This is a genomic window from Methanobacteriaceae archaeon, assembly GCA_030656015.1.
Lineage (GTDB): Archaea > Methanobacteriota > Methanobacteria > Methanobacteriales > Methanobacteriaceae > UBA349.
This window is the reverse complement of the sequence record JAUSNX010000001.1, coordinates 238,632-255,823: the sequence shown is the minus strand read 5'-3', so window position 1 is coordinate 255,823 and position 17,192 is coordinate 238,632. Positions and strand designations below refer to the sequence as shown.

At 31.5% G+C, this 17,192-nt stretch carries 22 protein-coding genes; 4 read left to right on the top strand and 18 right to left on the bottom strand.

Annotated elements, in window-relative coordinates:
- Positions 1 to 14: 14 nt before the first annotated feature.
- The 5 genes from Q7I96_01220 to Q7I96_01200 form a co-directional block, all read right to left on the bottom strand.
- Positions 15 to 380 carry a YbaN family protein gene (locus Q7I96_01220; protein MDO9626230.1) on the bottom strand — a complete coding sequence of 122 codons (366 nt, stop codon included), beginning with the start codon at positions 378 to 380 and terminating at the stop codon, positions 15 to 17.
- Positions 381 to 796: 416 nt separating this feature from the next.
- On the bottom strand, positions 797 to 1,456 hold the full coding sequence (locus Q7I96_01215) for an alpha/beta fold hydrolase (protein ID MDO9626229.1): 660 nt from the start codon (positions 1,454 to 1,456) through the stop codon (positions 797 to 799).
- A 263-nt stretch (positions 1,457 to 1,719) separates the two neighbouring features.
- Positions 1,720 to 3,624 carry a YhgE/Pip domain-containing protein gene (locus Q7I96_01210; protein MDO9626228.1) on the bottom strand — a complete coding sequence of 635 codons (1,905 nt, stop codon included), beginning with the start codon at positions 3,622 to 3,624 and terminating at the stop codon, positions 1,720 to 1,722.
- 124 nt (positions 3,625 to 3,748) lie between these two features.
- The gene (locus Q7I96_01205; protein ID MDO9626227.1) at positions 3,749 to 4,333 is read right to left on the bottom strand and encodes a TetR/AcrR family transcriptional regulator; all 585 of its coding nucleotides are present in this window, start codon (positions 4,331 to 4,333) and stop codon (positions 3,749 to 3,751) included.
- Positions 4,334 to 4,543: 210 nt separating this feature from the next.
- A complete protein-coding gene (locus tag Q7I96_01200) occupies positions 4,544 to 5,047 on the bottom strand; it encodes an Hsp20/alpha crystallin family protein (protein ID MDO9626226.1) in 504 nt (167 codons plus the stop codon).
- A gap of 478 nt (positions 5,048 to 5,525) precedes the next feature.
- Between Q7I96_01200 and Q7I96_01195 the strand changes: the two genes are divergently transcribed.
- Positions 5,526 to 5,690 carry a 4Fe-4S binding protein gene (locus tag Q7I96_01195; GenBank protein MDO9626225.1) on the top strand — a complete coding sequence of 55 codons (165 nt, stop codon included), beginning with the start codon at positions 5,526 to 5,528 and terminating at the stop codon, positions 5,688 to 5,690.
- A 10-nt stretch (positions 5,691 to 5,700) separates the two neighbouring features.
- Positions 5,701 to 6,888 (top strand): NAD(P)/FAD-dependent oxidoreductase, encoded by a 1,188-nt coding sequence (locus Q7I96_01190; GenBank protein ID MDO9626224.1) that lies wholly within the window; start codon positions 5,701 to 5,703, stop codon positions 6,886 to 6,888.
- A gap of 133 nt (positions 6,889 to 7,021) precedes the next feature.
- On the opposite strand, the gene Q7I96_01185 is transcribed toward Q7I96_01190, so the two are convergent.
- From Q7I96_01185 to Q7I96_01175, 3 genes are all read right to left on the bottom strand, one after another.
- Positions 7,022 to 7,819 carry a prenyltransferase gene (locus Q7I96_01185; GenBank protein ID MDO9626223.1) on the bottom strand — a complete coding sequence of 266 codons (798 nt, stop codon included), beginning with the start codon at positions 7,817 to 7,819 and terminating at the stop codon, positions 7,022 to 7,024.
- Positions 7,820 to 7,889: 70 nt separating this feature from the next.
- Positions 7,890 to 8,564 carry a hypothetical protein gene (locus Q7I96_01180; protein MDO9626222.1) on the bottom strand — a complete coding sequence of 225 codons (675 nt, stop codon included), beginning with the start codon at positions 8,562 to 8,564 and terminating at the stop codon, positions 7,890 to 7,892.
- Positions 8,565 to 8,847: 283 nt separating this feature from the next.
- Positions 8,848 to 9,435: an acyltransferase gene (locus Q7I96_01175; protein MDO9626221.1), complete on the bottom strand. Its 588-nt coding sequence runs from the start codon at positions 9,433 to 9,435 to the stop codon at positions 8,848 to 8,850.
- 285 nt (positions 9,436 to 9,720) lie between these two features.
- On the opposite strand from Q7I96_01175, the gene Q7I96_01170 reads away from it, so the two are divergent.
- Positions 9,721 to 10,776, top strand: coding sequence for an ATPase (locus tag Q7I96_01170; GenBank protein ID MDO9626220.1), 1,056 nt, complete (start codon positions 9,721 to 9,723; stop codon positions 10,774 to 10,776).
- A 43-nt stretch (positions 10,777 to 10,819) separates the two neighbouring features.
- On the opposite strand, the gene Q7I96_01165 is transcribed toward Q7I96_01170, so the two are convergent.
- Positions 10,820 to 10,960, bottom strand: a complete 141-nt coding sequence (locus tag Q7I96_01165; protein MDO9626219.1) for a hypothetical protein — start codon at positions 10,958 to 10,960, stop codon at positions 10,820 to 10,822.
- 34 nt (positions 10,961 to 10,994) lie between these two features.
- Here Q7I96_01165 and Q7I96_01160 point away from each other — a divergent pair, with 34 nt between their 5' ends.
- Entirely contained in the window at positions 10,995 to 11,177 is a 183-nt protein-coding gene (locus Q7I96_01160) for a hypothetical protein (GenBank protein ID MDO9626218.1), read from the top strand.
- Positions 11,178 to 11,310: 133 nt separating this feature from the next.
- On the opposite strand, the gene argH is transcribed toward Q7I96_01160, so the two are convergent.
- The 9 genes from argH to eif2g all read right to left on the bottom strand — a co-directional run bounded on the left by argH (position 11,311) and on the right by eif2g (position 17,164).
- Positions 11,311 to 12,738 carry an argininosuccinate lyase gene (gene argH, locus Q7I96_01155; protein ID MDO9626217.1) on the bottom strand — a complete coding sequence of 476 codons (1,428 nt, stop codon included), beginning with the start codon at positions 12,736 to 12,738 and terminating at the stop codon, positions 11,311 to 11,313.
- A gap of 228 nt (positions 12,739 to 12,966) precedes the next feature.
- A complete protein-coding gene (locus Q7I96_01150) occupies positions 12,967 to 13,125 on the bottom strand; it encodes a 30S ribosomal protein S27ae (GenBank protein MDO9626216.1) in 159 nt (52 codons plus the stop codon).
- 2 nt (positions 13,126 to 13,127) lie between these two features.
- Positions 13,128 to 13,433, bottom strand: a complete 306-nt coding sequence (locus tag Q7I96_01145) for a 30S ribosomal protein S24e (protein MDO9626215.1) — start codon at positions 13,431 to 13,433, stop codon at positions 13,128 to 13,130.
- A complete protein-coding gene (locus tag Q7I96_01140) occupies positions 13,433 to 13,930 on the bottom strand; it encodes a DUF359 domain-containing protein (protein MDO9626214.1) in 498 nt (165 codons plus the stop codon). Before Q7I96_01140 ends, Q7I96_01145 begins: the two co-directional genes overlap by 1 nt.
- A gap of 5 nt (positions 13,931 to 13,935) precedes the next feature.
- The gene (spt4, locus tag Q7I96_01135) at positions 13,936 to 14,112 is read right to left on the bottom strand and encodes a transcription elongation factor subunit Spt4 (protein MDO9626213.1); all 177 of its coding nucleotides are present in this window, start codon (positions 14,110 to 14,112) and stop codon (positions 13,936 to 13,938) included.
- Between the two features lie 2 nt (positions 14,113 to 14,114).
- Positions 14,115 to 14,663: a DNA-directed RNA polymerase gene (locus tag Q7I96_01130; protein ID MDO9626212.1), complete on the bottom strand. Its 549-nt coding sequence runs from the start codon at positions 14,661 to 14,663 to the stop codon at positions 14,115 to 14,117.
- Positions 14,664 to 14,822: 159 nt separating this feature from the next.
- Positions 14,823 to 15,347, bottom strand: coding sequence for an inorganic diphosphatase (locus Q7I96_01125; protein ID MDO9626211.1), 525 nt, complete (start codon positions 15,345 to 15,347; stop codon positions 14,823 to 14,825).
- A 185-nt stretch (positions 15,348 to 15,532) separates the two neighbouring features.
- Positions 15,533 to 15,889 carry a twitching motility protein PilT gene (locus Q7I96_01120; GenBank protein MDO9626210.1) on the bottom strand — a complete coding sequence of 119 codons (357 nt, stop codon included), beginning with the start codon at positions 15,887 to 15,889 and terminating at the stop codon, positions 15,533 to 15,535.
- A 51-nt stretch (positions 15,890 to 15,940) separates the two neighbouring features.
- Positions 15,941 to 17,164, bottom strand: coding sequence for a translation initiation factor IF-2 subunit gamma (gene eif2g, locus Q7I96_01115; GenBank protein MDO9626209.1), 1,224 nt, complete (start codon positions 17,162 to 17,164; stop codon positions 15,941 to 15,943).
- Positions 17,165 to 17,192 lie beyond the last annotated feature (28 nt).

Here is a 17,192-nt window from a genome sequence, read left to right as displayed (position 1 = left end):
TTTCATTTTTTATTCTACTTTTTAGTTTTTAATAAAAAGATATGCACAGTAACTGCTATTCCCACTAAAATTAGCATTATATATAGATTTTTCTGATTAAAAAATAATAGAGACCCTAACAAGCTGATCCACAAAAATAAAATGCTTTTTATTTTAATGTCTAATGGAACGCCCTTTTTATTTTTATAATTTTCAATATAACTTCTGAAATATCTATTTTTCATAATCCATTGTTCAGCTTTCTTGGAACTTTTAGTAAAACAAAAAAATGCGGCTAAAATAAACGGAGTAGTGGGCAATACTGGAATAATTAGCCCAACGGCACCTGTGCTTAAAAATGCAGTTCCCAACATCAGAAAAAAAAATTTTTTAGTTTTCATTTGACCCACATTTTGTTTGGATAAATCCATATTTGATTTTTTCAATTTAAATTGTATATTAAATGCAATAAATCAAGAAAGTACTGAATAAATTTACTCATGATTTAATAAATTAATTTATTTAGTACTATCTCGTGAATTTTACTACAAAATTTAATCTAAATTAACTATTACATATGGATGTTCTTGTTAATATATGGTTTAGAAATTAAAATTAGGTAACAAATATTCTTCGTTAAACATCCATATAACGAATACACTTATTTTCTTTGAAATATTGGTTGAAAATTGAGAATTTAGGGATATGTTTTTCAGGATAATTTTTGCATTGTAAAAATTTATTAGATTTATGTTTTTTTTAATAATTTTTCTACTAGATCATATTTTGTATTTTAATAACTAAAAATTCATAAAAATTATTTATACCATTCTTCCATTTTATCATTAACTGCTTTGAAAGTTGGTTCAAAAAGAAAAATGTCGCCGTGCAACGCCTCATCTATTTCAAAAATATCTAATCCTTCGGATTTTAATTTATTACATTCAGAGATAATTTCTGGAAGATCACGTGAACCATGCAGGATAAAAACTTTATCATCTTTGATTTGATATTTGGGAAGGTTATTTAAGATGTTAAATATATTAGAATTTGATTTACTCACCCTATAATCCCTCATTTCTTCAATTAATTCTTGAGTTTGGGGACTGTAGGTTTTATCTAATGCGGGAGCAATTCCAATGGCATAATCCGCACTACTTATAAGTGAAAGGCGGCCACCTAATGAATGCCCTATCGCTGTGACTTTTCCGAATTGTCTAAAATAAGAAATAGAAGCTTCCAAGTCTAACAATATATTTTCATCAAGATCCAGTGGATGTTCGCCATGGCCTCTAAGATCTATAGCTCCGGTAATGAATCCTTGTTCTGCTATGCGCCAGGCCAGCCCTAAAGTTTCTTCTTTAAAACCACCATATCCATGAACCACCACGGCAGCTCCTACATACTTTGTTGGTTTTAAAATTGCGCATGGTACTTTAAAATCTTCACAGTTTATTATTTTTCTTTCAATCTCCAATTGAATCACTGGAATATGATATGTTTAAAATAGGTATTATTTTTAATCATTTGAAAATTACAAATAGTTTTTTAAAAAGCAACAATTTTCCTTAAAGAATAAAATTAGGAATAGAATATCCTTGATTTTATTCATTTTTAAAGAAATTAATGGTTCAAATGCAAATTTTAAAAAATATTTGAAAATTGATTTTTTTATCAATAGACATAATTTAAAAAATAATATAAAAAAATAGATTTATGTGGATATTCTAATTATTAATTTTAGAATAAACCACTTTTCTTCAATTTCTCTTCTAACAGTTGGGCACGTTTATCCATTTTTTCTTTGATCAATAAGGTCAGAACAAATGTTAAAACGGGGAATAGTGCCAGTGCTATCATATTGTACCAGTAAGTACTCCATATAACTCCGGCAACTACTTCCCGGAGTGCACCAATGGAATAAGTCAATGGTAAATATGGATTTATGGCCTGGAAGAATGGTGGGAGAATCTCCACCGGGAAAATACCTCCGGTTGCTGTAATCTGTAGAACCAGTATCACCACTACCATAGCTTTTCCGGCATTTCCAAAGGCGGATGTTAAGGAGTACACCACTATCATAAAGCATAAACCAACAAATAATGTGGTTAAGGTGAATAGTAATGCTGAGGTTATTTGTATATGCAAGAATAAGGAACCCAATATTACTAAAATTGATTGTAATAAAGCTATTAACAAGAATAGTCCCATTCTTCCTATATAAACACTTTCAGCATTATATTTTTTAATTGACCTAAATCTCATGCTTATCATGGCCACGGCTATAAGACATCCTATCCATAATGAGATAGATATATAGAATGGAGCCAGTGCAGATCCATAAGTATCAACAGGATATATATGTTTCTTTTCCAGTTGTACCGGGCTTTCAAAGTAATTAGCCACATCGCTTTGATTCGTATCTGAAAATGCGATTAATTTGTTTAAATCATCTTCATTAATGGAGTTAAGTTTTGCTGCAGCTATGGGAATAGATTGTTTAACTATAGGCCATTTTGAGTTAACTAAACTTAATTTAGCTGTTGCATCATTAATTTTCTTATTTATACTGGCTTTATTTTTAACCAGATAATTTACTCCATCATCCATTTCATCAATTAAAGTTTTTAATTTAGTTAATTTCCCTTGAGGATTTTTACCATCTTTTATATCGGATTCAACACTTTTTAAAATGCCAAAAACTTGATTTGCTTTGTTTATATCGTCTTCAATTTGACCAATAACTGGTTTTAAATTACCATCGCCTGTAGCATTGTTTAAACTGGTTAATATAGCATCAACGTATTTTAGGCCAGTGATGGTGGTACTAACCTTTGTTTCCATGTCCTGAACAGTAGTTAGTGCCTTGGCAGGATCTGATGTTACTTGATTATATAATGTGTCGTATTTTCCACGCACATTATTGGAATAAGTTTGTATTTCTGGTAAAGCAGCACTAATTTTAGGCCAGATTTCATTAACCGTACTCATGACGTTATTTGCTTCCCCCAGGGTGGAATATATCTCGCCTAATTTTCCATTTAATTCATTTACAAATGCTTTTAATTTAAGGAATTGAGCTTTATTATCTTTAACCAGTGATCCCACATCACTGAGCTGACCAAAAATAATTCCATCAACGGTTTTAACTATTTCATTATTGATTTTTGTTTGTACAGCATCTGCTCCAACACTGGTAAGTCGAGGTGCAACTGGATTCAACTTATCATTAACTATATATTCTATTTGAGCGGGTTGGGGTGTTGTGGTTTCAATTGAAAGTAAGTTTTCACTGAAATTAGAGGGTATTATTAGGGCTGCGTAATAGTCTCCATTTTTAACTCCATTTAATGCAGTTTTTTTACCAACAAACCTCCAGCTGAAATTTTTGTTATCTTTTAATTCATCTACTAAAATATTTCCTATATTATAATGGGTTCCGTTGGTAGTATAACCCAAATCATCATTAACTACTGCTACTTCGATATTTGCCGTTCTAGCATAGGGATCCCATGTGGCCTGAACATTAAGTAATGCATAAAGTGAGGGTATACAAATAATTATGAAAATAACCAGCACGACGGCCGGGTTATTTTTAATAGTTTTCATATCATTTTTAAATATTTCTCTTGCGCCTTTTATCATTCAAAATCATTCCTAATTCTAAAATGCTATTCAATACTAAATGCATTAATTAATAGTGAATTGTAAAAAATTCCTTAAAAATTATTATAAATAATAGATTATTATCAGATATTATAGATATTTTCTATTTATTTACTAAAATACCGTTCATGAATATGTCCAGGAAGCTTTCCAAGCATCTTTCATCTTCTACTGGTGGATTTTGTCCATAAACTTTCCACATCATATTCATTTGGAAAACAATACTGAAAAAATTCAAAGCGGCCACTTCCGGGTCGATATTACGCATAGTTCCTTTAACCATTTGATCTTTGAAATAACCTGTCAAATTATCTAGCACCATTTTTGAAATTTTGGGCAATACTTTATTTTCGAATGGAACTCCCCTTACTTCTTCCATGGAGATCCGTATTAAGTTAGTTCTTTTATCGATCATTTTTGAAGAATTTTTCCAGATAGTTCTTAGATAAGTTTGAATGTCACTTTCAGGATCGATTTTTAGAAGCTCTTCGAGCTCATTAAGAAATTTACCAGCACTTCTATTCTTTGCAGCTTCAAGCATGAGGTTTTTAGTTTTAAATTTTCTAAACAAGGTTACTTCATTTACCCCGGCTTCAGCAGCTATTCTTTTGGTTGTGGCACCGTCCCATCCCACCTCATCTAGGAGTTTGATGGTTGCATCCAGTATTTTATCTTCCGTATTATCCATTTTTGCAAGTATGCACTTGCATACATATAAATGTTCTGTTTTTTTTAAATACTATTGTGAAAAAATGAAATTATAGAATATGAATAGAGTATAATAATTTAATTTCGAATTTTTTGTTAAAAAATGGATAAAAAAATTTAGATTAATTAAAAAAAATTTAAAAATATTTCAAAATAATAATTAATAATAATACAATTATATTTATTTAATTTAAATAATATCTACTTTATGGACTTCTTTATCCATTTTAGGCATTTCAACAGTTAAAACGGAATCCTTAAAAGTTGCTTTAACTTCTTCAGTCTTTATGTTCATAGGTAGAGTTATTGATCGCAGAAGCTTTCCATGGCTTCTTTCTTTTTGAAGATATTTGGTGTTTTCATTGTTATTTTCTTCTTCAAAGAGAACTTTTATTTCAATACTGTCTTCTGATATTCCCAGATCGATATCATCTTTATTAACTCCCGGCAAATCAAATGTTATTATTAAACTAGTTTTTGTTTCTATAACATCTGTAAGTGGTTTTTGAAGGGCAGTTTTATAATCAGAGATAGTTTTTCCAAATTCTCCAGCTTTATTTTGAATGTCGCTGATTATATCATTCAATAATTTCTCAGCATTTATTTTTTCGTTATCTTCTGATTTATTATCGGTATTTTCTTCTTTAATTTCCTCTTCTATATTCTCGTTAATATCAGTCTCTTTTTTTTCCATAGAACTCACCGAATCAGTATTCTATTTAATACACAATTATCATTGTTAATATTATATAATTACTCTTATATCATTATTTTTAAATGAAATAAACTATTTTATTTAAGGATAACTTTTTTCATGATTTAATTAGATATTAAATGCTTATTGTGTAATTACTACACTATAAAAACATGATTATTAATGGAAATGAATAAATACCTAAAAATCTAATATAAATTGAACTAAATAGAAATTTTAATAAATTTAGTTTTTGGTAGAATAAAATTTGCTAATTATTTGCTAAATCTAATAAATTATGATTATTATTTTATTAATCTATTAAATTAATTTAAAAATATTAATAGTAAACTGCATATATCTAGGTTTATATCTATGATAATTTTGCAATTAATAGTAAAGATAATATATTAAAATACTCAAAGACTAATAATCTATAATAATTAAACTTATAAATAATTTTAAAAGGTAAGATAAGATGATTGTCAAGGAATGGTGTATGTATTGTGGGGAATGTGCAGGAGTTTGCCCCCGCAACTTAATCGAAGTTAGGGAACTAACTTTGAAATTTAATGAAGACCAATGCAAAGAGTGTAGCCTTTGTGTCCAGGTTTGCCCGGTGAAGGCGCTGGAAAAGGAATAATTAAGGTGTTATGATGGTTATTGAAACTGATGTATTAGTTATAGGTGCCGGACCTGCTGGATCTACTGCTGCTAAACACGCAGCCAGTGGTGGAGCAAAGGTCTTATTAATGGATAAAAAATCAGAAATAGGAGCACCAAAAAGATGTGCTGAAGGAGTATCCAATGGTGGATTAGAATCATTAGGAATTGAACATAATCCTAGATGGATAACTAGACAATTAGATGGTGTGCGTTTAATATCTCCTGATGGAACTAATGTATGGCTAACTTCTGATAAAGTGGACTTGCCGGAAGCAGGTTGCATTTTAGAGAGAAAAGTTTTTGATAAATACATGGCCATGGATGCTGGACGTGCTGGTGCTGAAATTAAAATCAAAACTCTCGCTACTTCCATGGAAAGAGTTGAAGAAGGATTTTTAGTAGATGCCGAATGCATGGGTGAAAAATTCCAGATTCAAGCAAAAATTATCATAGCTGCTGATGGTCCTGAATCCAGGGTAGCTCGATGGGCTGGCCTAAAAACTGCAGTAAAACCTAAAGATATGGAATCTGCGGCTCAGTTTGAAATGGCTGGAGTGGAAATGGAAGATAATAACTGTATTGAGTTTTACTTTGGTAGTGTGGCCCCGGGTGGATATGCCTGGATTTTCCCTAAAGGTGACGATATAGCCAATGTCGGTCTGGGTGTTTTAACAACTAATACTGATAAAACTGCTTATGATCATCTTTTGGACTTTGTTAAAAATTGCCCGGCCACTCAAAATGCTCAACCTGTTGAATTAAACATTGGTGGAGATCCTGTTGGTGGGATGCCTAAAAAATTGGTCACTGATAACTTAATGGTTGTTGGAGATGCAGCAGGACAGGTAAATCCTTTAACTGGTGGTGGAATTATCAGTGGAATGACTGGTGGAATGATTGCTGGTAAAGTCGCTGCTGAGGCCATTAATGAAGGAGATTTATCTGAAAATAAACTTAAAGAATATGAAACAACTTGTCGGGCTGAAATTGGAGACTCTATAAATAAATATCTCAAAGTCAAAGATTATATGATGACTTTAAATGATGATGAGCTTAACTCCATAGCTGATACCTTTAAAGACAGCGATTTTGAAAAAATTAGTACTGCTGAATTGGTTAAAAAATTAATTAAGGTATCTCCAAAGGCATTATTGAAATTAGGTAAAGTATTCTAATATAAATTCCTACCTAAATTCATATTAGTTTTTTATTTTTTTTAAAACTTAGATTATTTATTTTAATTTATTTATTATAAAGAAAATTTTTTTATTTCTATTTATTTAGTATTTAAATCTTATTTTTACCAATTTAGAATAATAGAACGAATATGCAAACCAGATAGAAAATTAAGACAACTTTATGATATAAAAAGTCTGCTAAATTAATCATTTTTTCTTTTTCAAAGAAATTAGATAGATAAAGGGGTATGGTGGCCAAAAATGATGGGACAATTATAATCATTACTTGGATGACATTCATATCACCTACTAATAGAATATATGTTATTAAAAGACAAAATATTGCTGCTAATCCATGCATCATTTTTGTTTTTTCTTTATACATCAAATAGGTACCCATTCCAGCTACAAACATTAAAAGATAAACACTTAATGGTACCAAAAGAATATTGCCTAAAATTACAGTACATGAAGCAACTCTAAGAACATTATTGGTGGCCGTACTAGCGAATGGGGCCAGGGCAGTTTCTTTAAGTCTTAGGGGTGGTAAGGTATATAATAACTGGTTTATCACCATCATTAGCATTATTATGGTGAATAATGGGGTCAAAGTCAATATAGAAATACCAAATACGGATAAACATAAAATTCCAACAAATAACAGAACTATTTTCGGATCTATTGAATCTTTAATAAACGCTCTATTGATCTTACTTTTATCTTTTTTATCAACTTCAAGGTCTGTTAAATCATTAAGAGAGTAAAGTGCACCCCATAAAACAGAAACAAGTATTAATCCCTCTAAAATTTCTAATGGGTTTGTAATAATGGTCTGAGAAAAATAAGCATAAGTCAAAGCCAGAAGATACATATGAACATTTTTGGCCGCCCAGGTTAATCTGGTGGACTTTAAAAGAGTGATTATCATATTTTTACCTATATTTGGATAAGATAAAATTGGAATTTAGAATTTATTAGTAATTTATTAATTACTATTATTATTTATTATTTTTAAGATTATTTAATATGAATCTGGGTTTATGACCATGTTTATGTATACATTCTTCCAGTTTTTCATCATCAATATTTTTTAAATGGCTTTTAACAATATTAACTGTTTCGGAACGGGAATAAGAAATTTCTATCACACAAAAGAGTTTTCCTAAAATAATTAAAATAATTCTGGATAAAATGCCAAAATCAGTGAATAAATCATATTTTTTACCTCTGATTCGAATTCTCCAAGCGGTTTGGAAAATTATATTCATTTTTCCGAATTGCTTATGAAATTTTAAATATTCTTTTATGCAGATTAAATAGAATCTGAAAGATTTGAATCCAGCTTTACGGGTCCATTCACTGAACCCAACTACCTTATTATCTATTAGATGTTTATCATGAAATTGATCAGCAAAAAGAACTGCATCAAATTCGCTTAGTTTGTTATAGGCCTCTATTTTATCTTTTACATTTAAAGAATATTCAAGGTCGTTTATTAAAGTGAAAAAAACTTCCTGTGAATGGGCATTTGAACTGGAAATACTGCTATTCACTTCATATATATTTAAATCCAGTTCTCTTAAAGCCTGATAAATATTTGATGATTTACCGGTTCCTGGAGCCCCTACAATATGTAATATGCTTCCTCTAGATTTTTTTAATTCCTTAAACACTTTTTTTATTTTTTTATATATTTTAGTATTTATAAAAATAGAATTATCATTGCATGAATTTACTTTATGCTGCCTCATGGTATTAGGTATGTATTGAAGATATATACAATTATATGATGAAATCATCTGTTTTACAGCATGGATACTAATAAATGTTTTTAATCATAGGAATAAAGCCCACATGCAGTGGTTAAGATATGCCTTTAGTAAATTCTTAAGAAAAAGTCTTGATTTTTATGTATATAACTTGATTATTTTTTAAAAGAAAAAAAGAATTAATTATTTAAATATCGTTGGATACTTTTAATTTTGGTGGTAATGGCTTAATTTTAGCTGGGGCCCCTATAGCTAAATACCATGGCGGGACTGGGCGTGTTACAACTGCTCCCGCAGCAACAATTGATCCTTCTCCAATTTCAATATTGGATAAAAAAGTGGAATTTGCTCCAATGGATGCACCTTTTCTTATGATTGGCCCTTTTAGTTGATAATCGACCCTTACTGGGTATCTATCATTAGTAAAACATGCGCATGGTCCGATAAATACATTATCTTCAATGAAACTCTTTTTTGGGATATATACATTGGATTGAATACTTACATTACTACCTATTTTAGAATGTCCCTCGATAACAGTATTGGTACCTATTAAAACATCATTGCCTAGGGTTGTTTTTTCCCTTATTAAAACATTGTGTCCAGTCATCAAGTTGTCACCTATGGTGACGTCATTGTAAATAATGCTGTTGGATCTAATAAGTGGATTGTTTCCAATGATTGGGGGTTTACTAAATCGTTTATAATCATAACCAATTATAACATTTTCAGATTCCCTCTTACCTTCCCAGGCTTCCTGTTCAGATCCAAATATTAAACTTTTAAAATTAGGCAATAATTATCCCCCTATAAAGAGCGTAATTATATATTATATTTTTCATCATTATTTATGTTTTGTTAATTGTAAATTATTTTATAATAATTTTATATAAAAAATTTAGAACTTGTTATGTGCTTTTAAATAAATTATAATTTAAATTGTTTTAAGGATATATCTTTAAAGAAATTAAGGAATAGATAATATAATATTAAAATAAAAATAACTATTGTGATATAAAATTAAAAGTTTATAATTATAAATATAATCCAGGTGTAATTTTTGCAATTAACGAAAAATCAATTAATTTCTATCATTGAAGAAATAAGGACTGAAATTGGCCACGAAAAGTCTGAACTTAATATTAAAGAAGTTATTTTTGATTCAAAAAATAATAATCTTTTAATTATAACTCCTGATCGTCCAGATAAATCTGCAGTAATAGGAAAAGGAGGATGGGTCGTAGGTAAATTAAGGGAAAGATTGGATGTTGAAAATATTCATGTAGCTGCCTACACGGACATTATGGTTAAACAATATCGTATGGAACTTGCTGGTGAAAAAATCCATGAAATAACATCAAAAAAACCATTTAATGTTTCTAATGCCCTGAATAATTTAATGGACATGCTTTTTGAAAAAATCGAAAACTTATCACTTTTCAATTTTTCAGATTATTTAAATATTACAGAATCAGAGCATCATTTAGAAAATGAGCAAAATAAAAGCCATACTGCTGTGGTAGCGCTTTCGGGAGGAGTAGATAGTAGTTTTTCACTAATCATTTCTGCTTTTCTGGGATTTAATCCTTTAGCAGTAACTGCTGATCCTGGAAGTATAGTACTTCCCCAGCACTTCAAAAATAATATAAATAATTTATGTGAAAAATTGGGCGTAGATCATAACTATGTGCCCCTAGATTTTTCAGATTTTATTAATGAAAGTTTTGATGGCAGATTTCATCCTTGTGGTAGATGCTCTAAGATGATTCATCAAGCTGTAATTAAACACGCTAAAGAAAACGATATAAATATAGTTATTTTTGGAGATATGATTTCCACAGGATATCAGTCTATGATTTATAAGGATGGTATTTTGAGAATAAATCTGCCTGCTTTGTTAGGAGTTTCTAAACAAGAGCTACAATCTTTAACTTCTTTATTTAATGTAAAAAAATCAAATTATTTTGGATGTCCTCTTTTAGGAGAGGTACAAAAGAAGTTTCCTTATATGAGGCGCTATTCAATTCAGAGGGTCCTAAGAGAAACTCGTGCAGGTGTACTAGAGCCAGGCCAAGCCTTAGATCTTATTTGGAGTCTTTGTAATGACTTGAAGTAATTTAAAATTAATTGAATAAAATTAATCATTTTTTCCTAAAAGATCAGGAAAAGACTTTAAGTAGTCCATAAGCAATTAGGAAAATGCCTACTAGATAACCAACTAGGAATGGGTAGATTAACATTAATATTCCAATTAATATTCCTATTAGTCCAATTATTTTAGGGTCTGTTTTTCCATCCATAATTTTATATTGCATACTAAACTATATATATGTTATGAAAAGAAAATTCTGCCCCAATTGCGGTTCAGACAACATTAAATGGGCTTTACCTCAGAATTGGTCTTTATGGGAGTGTTATAATTGTGGATATACTGGAGCAGTGGTTATTGAGGATGGAAAACTGGCCAAAGAAATAAGTGAAAACTACGAAAAAGAGAAAAATAAGAGAGAAGAATAATTTATTTTATAATAAAATTTATTTTGATTATTAGTTCGGTTATAAATGAAATCGCTTAGATAAACTAATTTTATTATAAAAAAATATGGAAAATTAATTAATAAACAAATTTTATCTAAAAATGGATGCTATCCTAGACATTTTTAGTATCTAAATATTCATCTTCTGTTTTTAAAAAGCTTCTTAGATTTTTTAATGCAAGATTAACCATTTCTGGTGAAGGACCGCCTGGAACTTTCCTCATTTTAACGTTTTCCAATGGATCTAATGCTTTTGAAATTAAATCATTACTTAATTCCAATGGACTGCCAGTTATTTCTTCAGTTATTTCATCAAGAAAAGCAGCATCAATATCTTCAGGTTTCATATTAGTTGCCAGAGCATCAGTTACCATTCTGCCTACAATTTTATGGGCAATTCTAAATGGTATTTGTTTTTCCCGTACAATAACATCTGCTAAATCAGTAGCTGTTGCAAAATTGGCCCTTGCTAAATCGAGACCTCTTGCTTTATTAATTTTTATACTTAAAACCATTTCTCTAACAATATTCAATGTGGAGTGAGCTGTTTCAATTCCATTCCAGAGATGGGGTGTTATCTCTTGCAAGTCACGGTTGTAAGTGTAAGGAATTGCTTTTAAGATGGTTAATATGGTATTTAATTCACCATATAATACTGCACTTTTGGCCCTTGCAATTTCAGCCACGTCAGGATTCTTTTTTTGAGGCATTATAGAAGATGTGGATGAAAATTCATCGGAAATGGTTATAAGGCCAAACTCATGGGTACTCCATAGAACCATTTCTTCACATATCTTACTAATGGTGGTTATTAGCATAGATAAATCAAAAACGGTTTCAGCAATGAAATCACGAGAACTCACGGCGTCCATGGAATTTTCCATGTAACTGTCAAATCCAAGAATTTCTGTGGTTATCTCCCTATTTATAGGGAAACTAGTAGTGGTCATGGCTGCTGAACCTAATGGATTTATATTAACTCTCTTGTAAGTATCTTTGAGCCTTTCATAATCTCTTTTAAGTGAATGGGTATAGGCCATTAAATGATGGGCAAATGTGGTGGGCTGGGCATGTTGAAGGTGAGTGTAACCTATTATTACTGTTTCAGTATGTTCACTAGCTAAATCAACTAATCCTTCTATAAAATCAAGAATATCTATTTGAATTTCTATTATTTTTTGCCTAAGCACTATCCTGAGATCAGTAGCTACCTGGTCGTTTCGGGACTTGGCAGTATGCATGAAACCTGCCTTTTTACCTATTTTAGCGGTAACATAATTTTCCAGGGCCATATGTATGTCTTCCACTGATGGATCCAGATCTAAAGCACCAATACCTTCACTTTTGAGCTCATCCAGCGCGTCCAATATTTCCTGTGCTGTGGAAGATTCAATAATACCCTGCTTGCTTAGCATTGTTGTATGGGCCCTATTACATTCAACATCTGCTTCAAATATGTATTTATCAAATTCTAAAGAAGATGTAAATGTAGCCGCATCTTCACTCATCTTTTTACCAAGTCTTCCAGCCCTTAAATTCACAAAAACACCTTTTTTACGTTTTATCCTTAATTTTTTGTTAATTATAATAAATTTAGTTTAATTTAATATTTATTTATGAATATCTATTATGAAACTATTTAATTATCAGTTATATTAAATATGCTGTAATTTAGGACGGTAATTGAAATAAATTAAAAAAATAAACTAACTCATTAAAAAAAATCTGATTTAAATTAAAAATAAAATTAAAAATTAGAAAAAAATTAATTATTTGTCTTTATTTTTCCATTCAGTGTATCCACACTTACCACAGGAGTATCTGTCACCGTGGTCAGCCATGAATACTCCGCTGGAGCATCGAGGACAAAAAGGATTTTTTCTATTTAATTTGTCATCTTTAATGTCGTAAAGTTCACCTTTTTTCATAATTATTCCTCCTCAGTACTCTCTGTTGAGGCTTCTTTATTTTTGTTAAGGACGTGTTCGGTTTCAACATCGTTTAAACTTTCTGCAGTCCCGTAAATTTTAGCGTAACCTTTGGCTTTACCTTCACCGAAGTGAGGTTTTACTTTATCTACCACTAGGAGGTTTTTATCCGCATCTAACATAGCTACTAGCTTGCTTTTAACGTCTAATACTTTAGGTGTGGATTCGCCTTGATATACACATTCAAAATCTATTTCGGTTCTATCTAAGAGTGGATTTTCAGTTTTTTTGATTATATTGATTTCCATTATTGTGCCTCCTCAAATTCATTGATTAATTCTTCAGCTTTTTTCTTTAATTTATTCGCTTCAACAACAACCAATCCTTCATTGGGTTGCCCATACAATACAACTGCATTTTCAGGGGCCATTAAAATACTGGGAAGGACCGCCAAGTCTTCCTCTCCTTCAACCACAATTAAAAAATTTTCCTTGCTGTTTGATGAAGAGCTAATAGCATGGTCTATGGTTTCCCATAGATCTTTAGTTATGGTTCCAGGTGGATTTTCAGCATTTAATATTGTTGCTTGATATTCTATTTCATGATCTGAATCCTTTCTTTGTATTCGATTATCTATTATTCCTAATCGAGGATATACTTGGGATTCAATAAGATTTCTTGTAGTAACATCACCAACAGAGATTATATAGTCATATTTTGCTAAAGAGTTTTTTACTTCGTTAAGGGAAGTGTATAGATTACCTAATGGATCTTTTAACTTTGATCTTAACTCTTTTGTTAGCATTAACACTATCTAACCCTCAGTGCATATTCTCCAGGGATGTTGATATTTAGTTCATGGGCTATATCTGAACGTTCGGGATCTATTATTATTAAAAGACCACTCCAGTTAGTTGATGTAGTTATATTACATACTGGACAACGTTCCTCTGTTGTTATACGTTTGCACCTTGTGCAAGCTTTCATACTCATTTCTTCTTCTTCCTTTTTTCTTCTTCAACCCATTCGAATCTTCCAAGTCCGGGTTGTCTCATGGTGAGACCAATTTTAATTTCTTTTGTAGAACGGCCTTTTAAACTTAGAGCCACTATTCTGGCACGAACTTTACTGCCTTCATCAAGAGTTTTTTTAGATTCTTTACCAAGAAGTGCTCCTCTTTTTCCATCATAATTGATGTAATCATCAGTAACCTGTGAAACGTGAACTAATCCGTCCATTGGCCCAATTCTAATGAATGCACCGAATTCAGCTATCTCAATAACTTCACCTTCTATTATTTCATGAAGTTCTGGTTTAAAGAATAGTGCTGTGAATTCAACTTCGTGGTAGGCTGCTCCGTCACCCATTATGACTTTACCTACACCAATTTCATCTATTGATTTGACGGTTACCATAAGACCTAATTTTTTATCTATTTTCCCAACATAGGCCTCATTCATGGTTTCAATCGCCACTTCTTCTAGAGGTTCTTCAAACCGGTGAGGGGGAATTCTCACGGTGTCCTCAATTCTGGATATATAATACAAATAGATCCCTCGGTTAAATTTCTTTTAATTTCATATAAAATTATCAAATAACAATAGGTTTATTAAAAATATAAAACAATTAGTTTATTTTATATCATCCTACTATTACTAACTATTCCTACTATTACTAATTGTTATATTAGTATATTATTATTCTTCCTTTTTATATAAATCTATGGAATGATTAATTGCTTCAAATGCCTTTTGGGCATTTTCCCAACCAAGTACTTCGGTTGTTTTTCCTTCAAGATGTTTATATTCCTTGAAGAAATGGGCAATTTCTTTTAATAAATGAGAAGGAACATCATCGATGTCTTTTATATCTGTGAATTTAGGATCGTTTAAGGGGACTGCAAGTATCTTGTCGTCCATGTCTCCACCATCAATCATTCTCATGATACCAATAGGCCGAGCTTCAATAATACATCCTGGGAATGTGGGTTGTTCCATAAGGACCATAATGTCCATGGGATCTCCATCATCATAGATAGTTTGAGGTATTAATCCATAATCTGCAGGATAAACAAATGGTGAATATAAAACTCTATCCAGAGCAAAAGACTCTAGGTCTTTGTCGTATTCGTATTTATTTCTTGATCCTTTTGGTATTTCGATTACTGCGTATACAACTTCCGGTATTGATGGTCCGGGTACAATATCTTTCCAGAGATTCACTAATATTCCTCCTTATTCATTGGAATTGGATAATGATATATAATCGTTAGTTAATTAAATTTATTTTTATTAATTTATTTATTAATTTCAAATTCTATTAGAATAATATTTCCATTAATAAATTTTTTATTTATATACTTATTTTATTCATATTATGATTATAATATTAATTTATTATAATAAATTTATTTTAAATGCCCATCTATGGCTAAATACTTTCTTTGCCTCAAGTAAACAACTTTTATTCCATTTTCTCTAGCTTTTTCTCTTAATTCTTTATCATTTGTACATAGAATTTTTGAAATCCGAATAAGAGCATCATCTACTTTTTCAGCTTTTTCTAATGGAATCTTTTTGATTTCAAAAGGATGAGATTTTGCCATTTTGAGGGCAATATTTGCTGCAATTTTATTTTTTCCTTTAGAACTTTTTTTAATGCCATGCAATTCATTTATAATGAAATCTGGCACAATTAGTCTGTAAGAAGGTAAAATCTTTTCCAGTTCATAGATTATATCTACATTGAACTGGAAGGGCATCATAAAAAATTTGCGTCTAGGACTGCCTCCTTGGAAGAATCAGTGTCCTTTGACTTAGATGATGATACCATATCCTATTAACCTCCATCTAGCACCAACTCTACGTGATAGAGCAACTCTGTCACCTTTTTCTGCAGCTACTGGCAGTTTAAGTGTTACTTTGGCTTTATTTCCAGCAGTAGTGACAACTCCTATAGTGGTGGTTGTTCCTGCATTTATCATGAGAGGTTCTTTGGCTTTGATGGGTTCTACTTCTCGTTCTTCCTTAGTACCAACTACTCGGTCTAATAAATGAACTTCCATTCCTAATTCATGCATGACTGGAGGTAATGTCTCTGGTTCTCCTGCAACAGAACCTGAAAGTGAATCTGCCTTAGTTAGTGCTGCATCCAGATTGGTTCCTATTCCAACCAGCCCACCAGGCCCTACTTCTTCAACATCTTCTCCACCAGCTATTAGGCCAGTGATTTTTGAGTGAAGACTGATCCATTTCTGTTTCCCATCTTTATTAATTTGAATACCTGGTTTAATTTCAATTTCGTCACCGACTTTTAGTGTTCCCTGAACTAGAGAACCTCCAATGACTCCACCTACCATAGTACTTGGATGAGATCCGGGTTTGTTAATATCAAAAGAACGAGCCACATATAACTTAGCTGGTTTGTCAGCAAATCTCTCAGGAGTACTAATCTTCTTTTCGATTAAATCAATGAGTATATCAATATTAGCGCCTTGTTGAGCAGACACTGGAATTATAGGGGCGTCTTCTGCGCATGTACCCTTAACAAACTCTTTAATTTCGTTGTAGCTCTCTATTGCTCTTTCTTTGGATACAATATCAATTTTGTTTTGAACTACTATAACTTCTTTAACACCAATAACATCCAATGCCATTAAGTGTTCTTTGGTTTGGGGTTGAGGGCAGTGTTCGTTAGCGGCAATAACCAGAACGGCTCCATCCATAATAGCAGCTCCTGAGAGCATGGTAGCCATTAAGGTTTCGTGTCCTGGGGCATCTACAAAGGATACTTTCCTCAGCATCTCGGTTTCCTTTCCACAATCTTCACAAACCAGTGCAGTAGTATAGCATTGGGGTTCCGCACATTCCGCACATTTACGGAAAGTAATGTCAGCATATCCTAAACGGATAGAAATACCCCTTTTTGTTTCCTCGCTGTGGGTATCGGTCCAAATTCCAGACAATGCCTTGGTAAGTGTGGTCTTACCATGGTCCACGTGACCCACTAGCCCTATGTTAATCTCCGACTGTATTTTCACAGATTACACCTATAATTTTTAATTAATT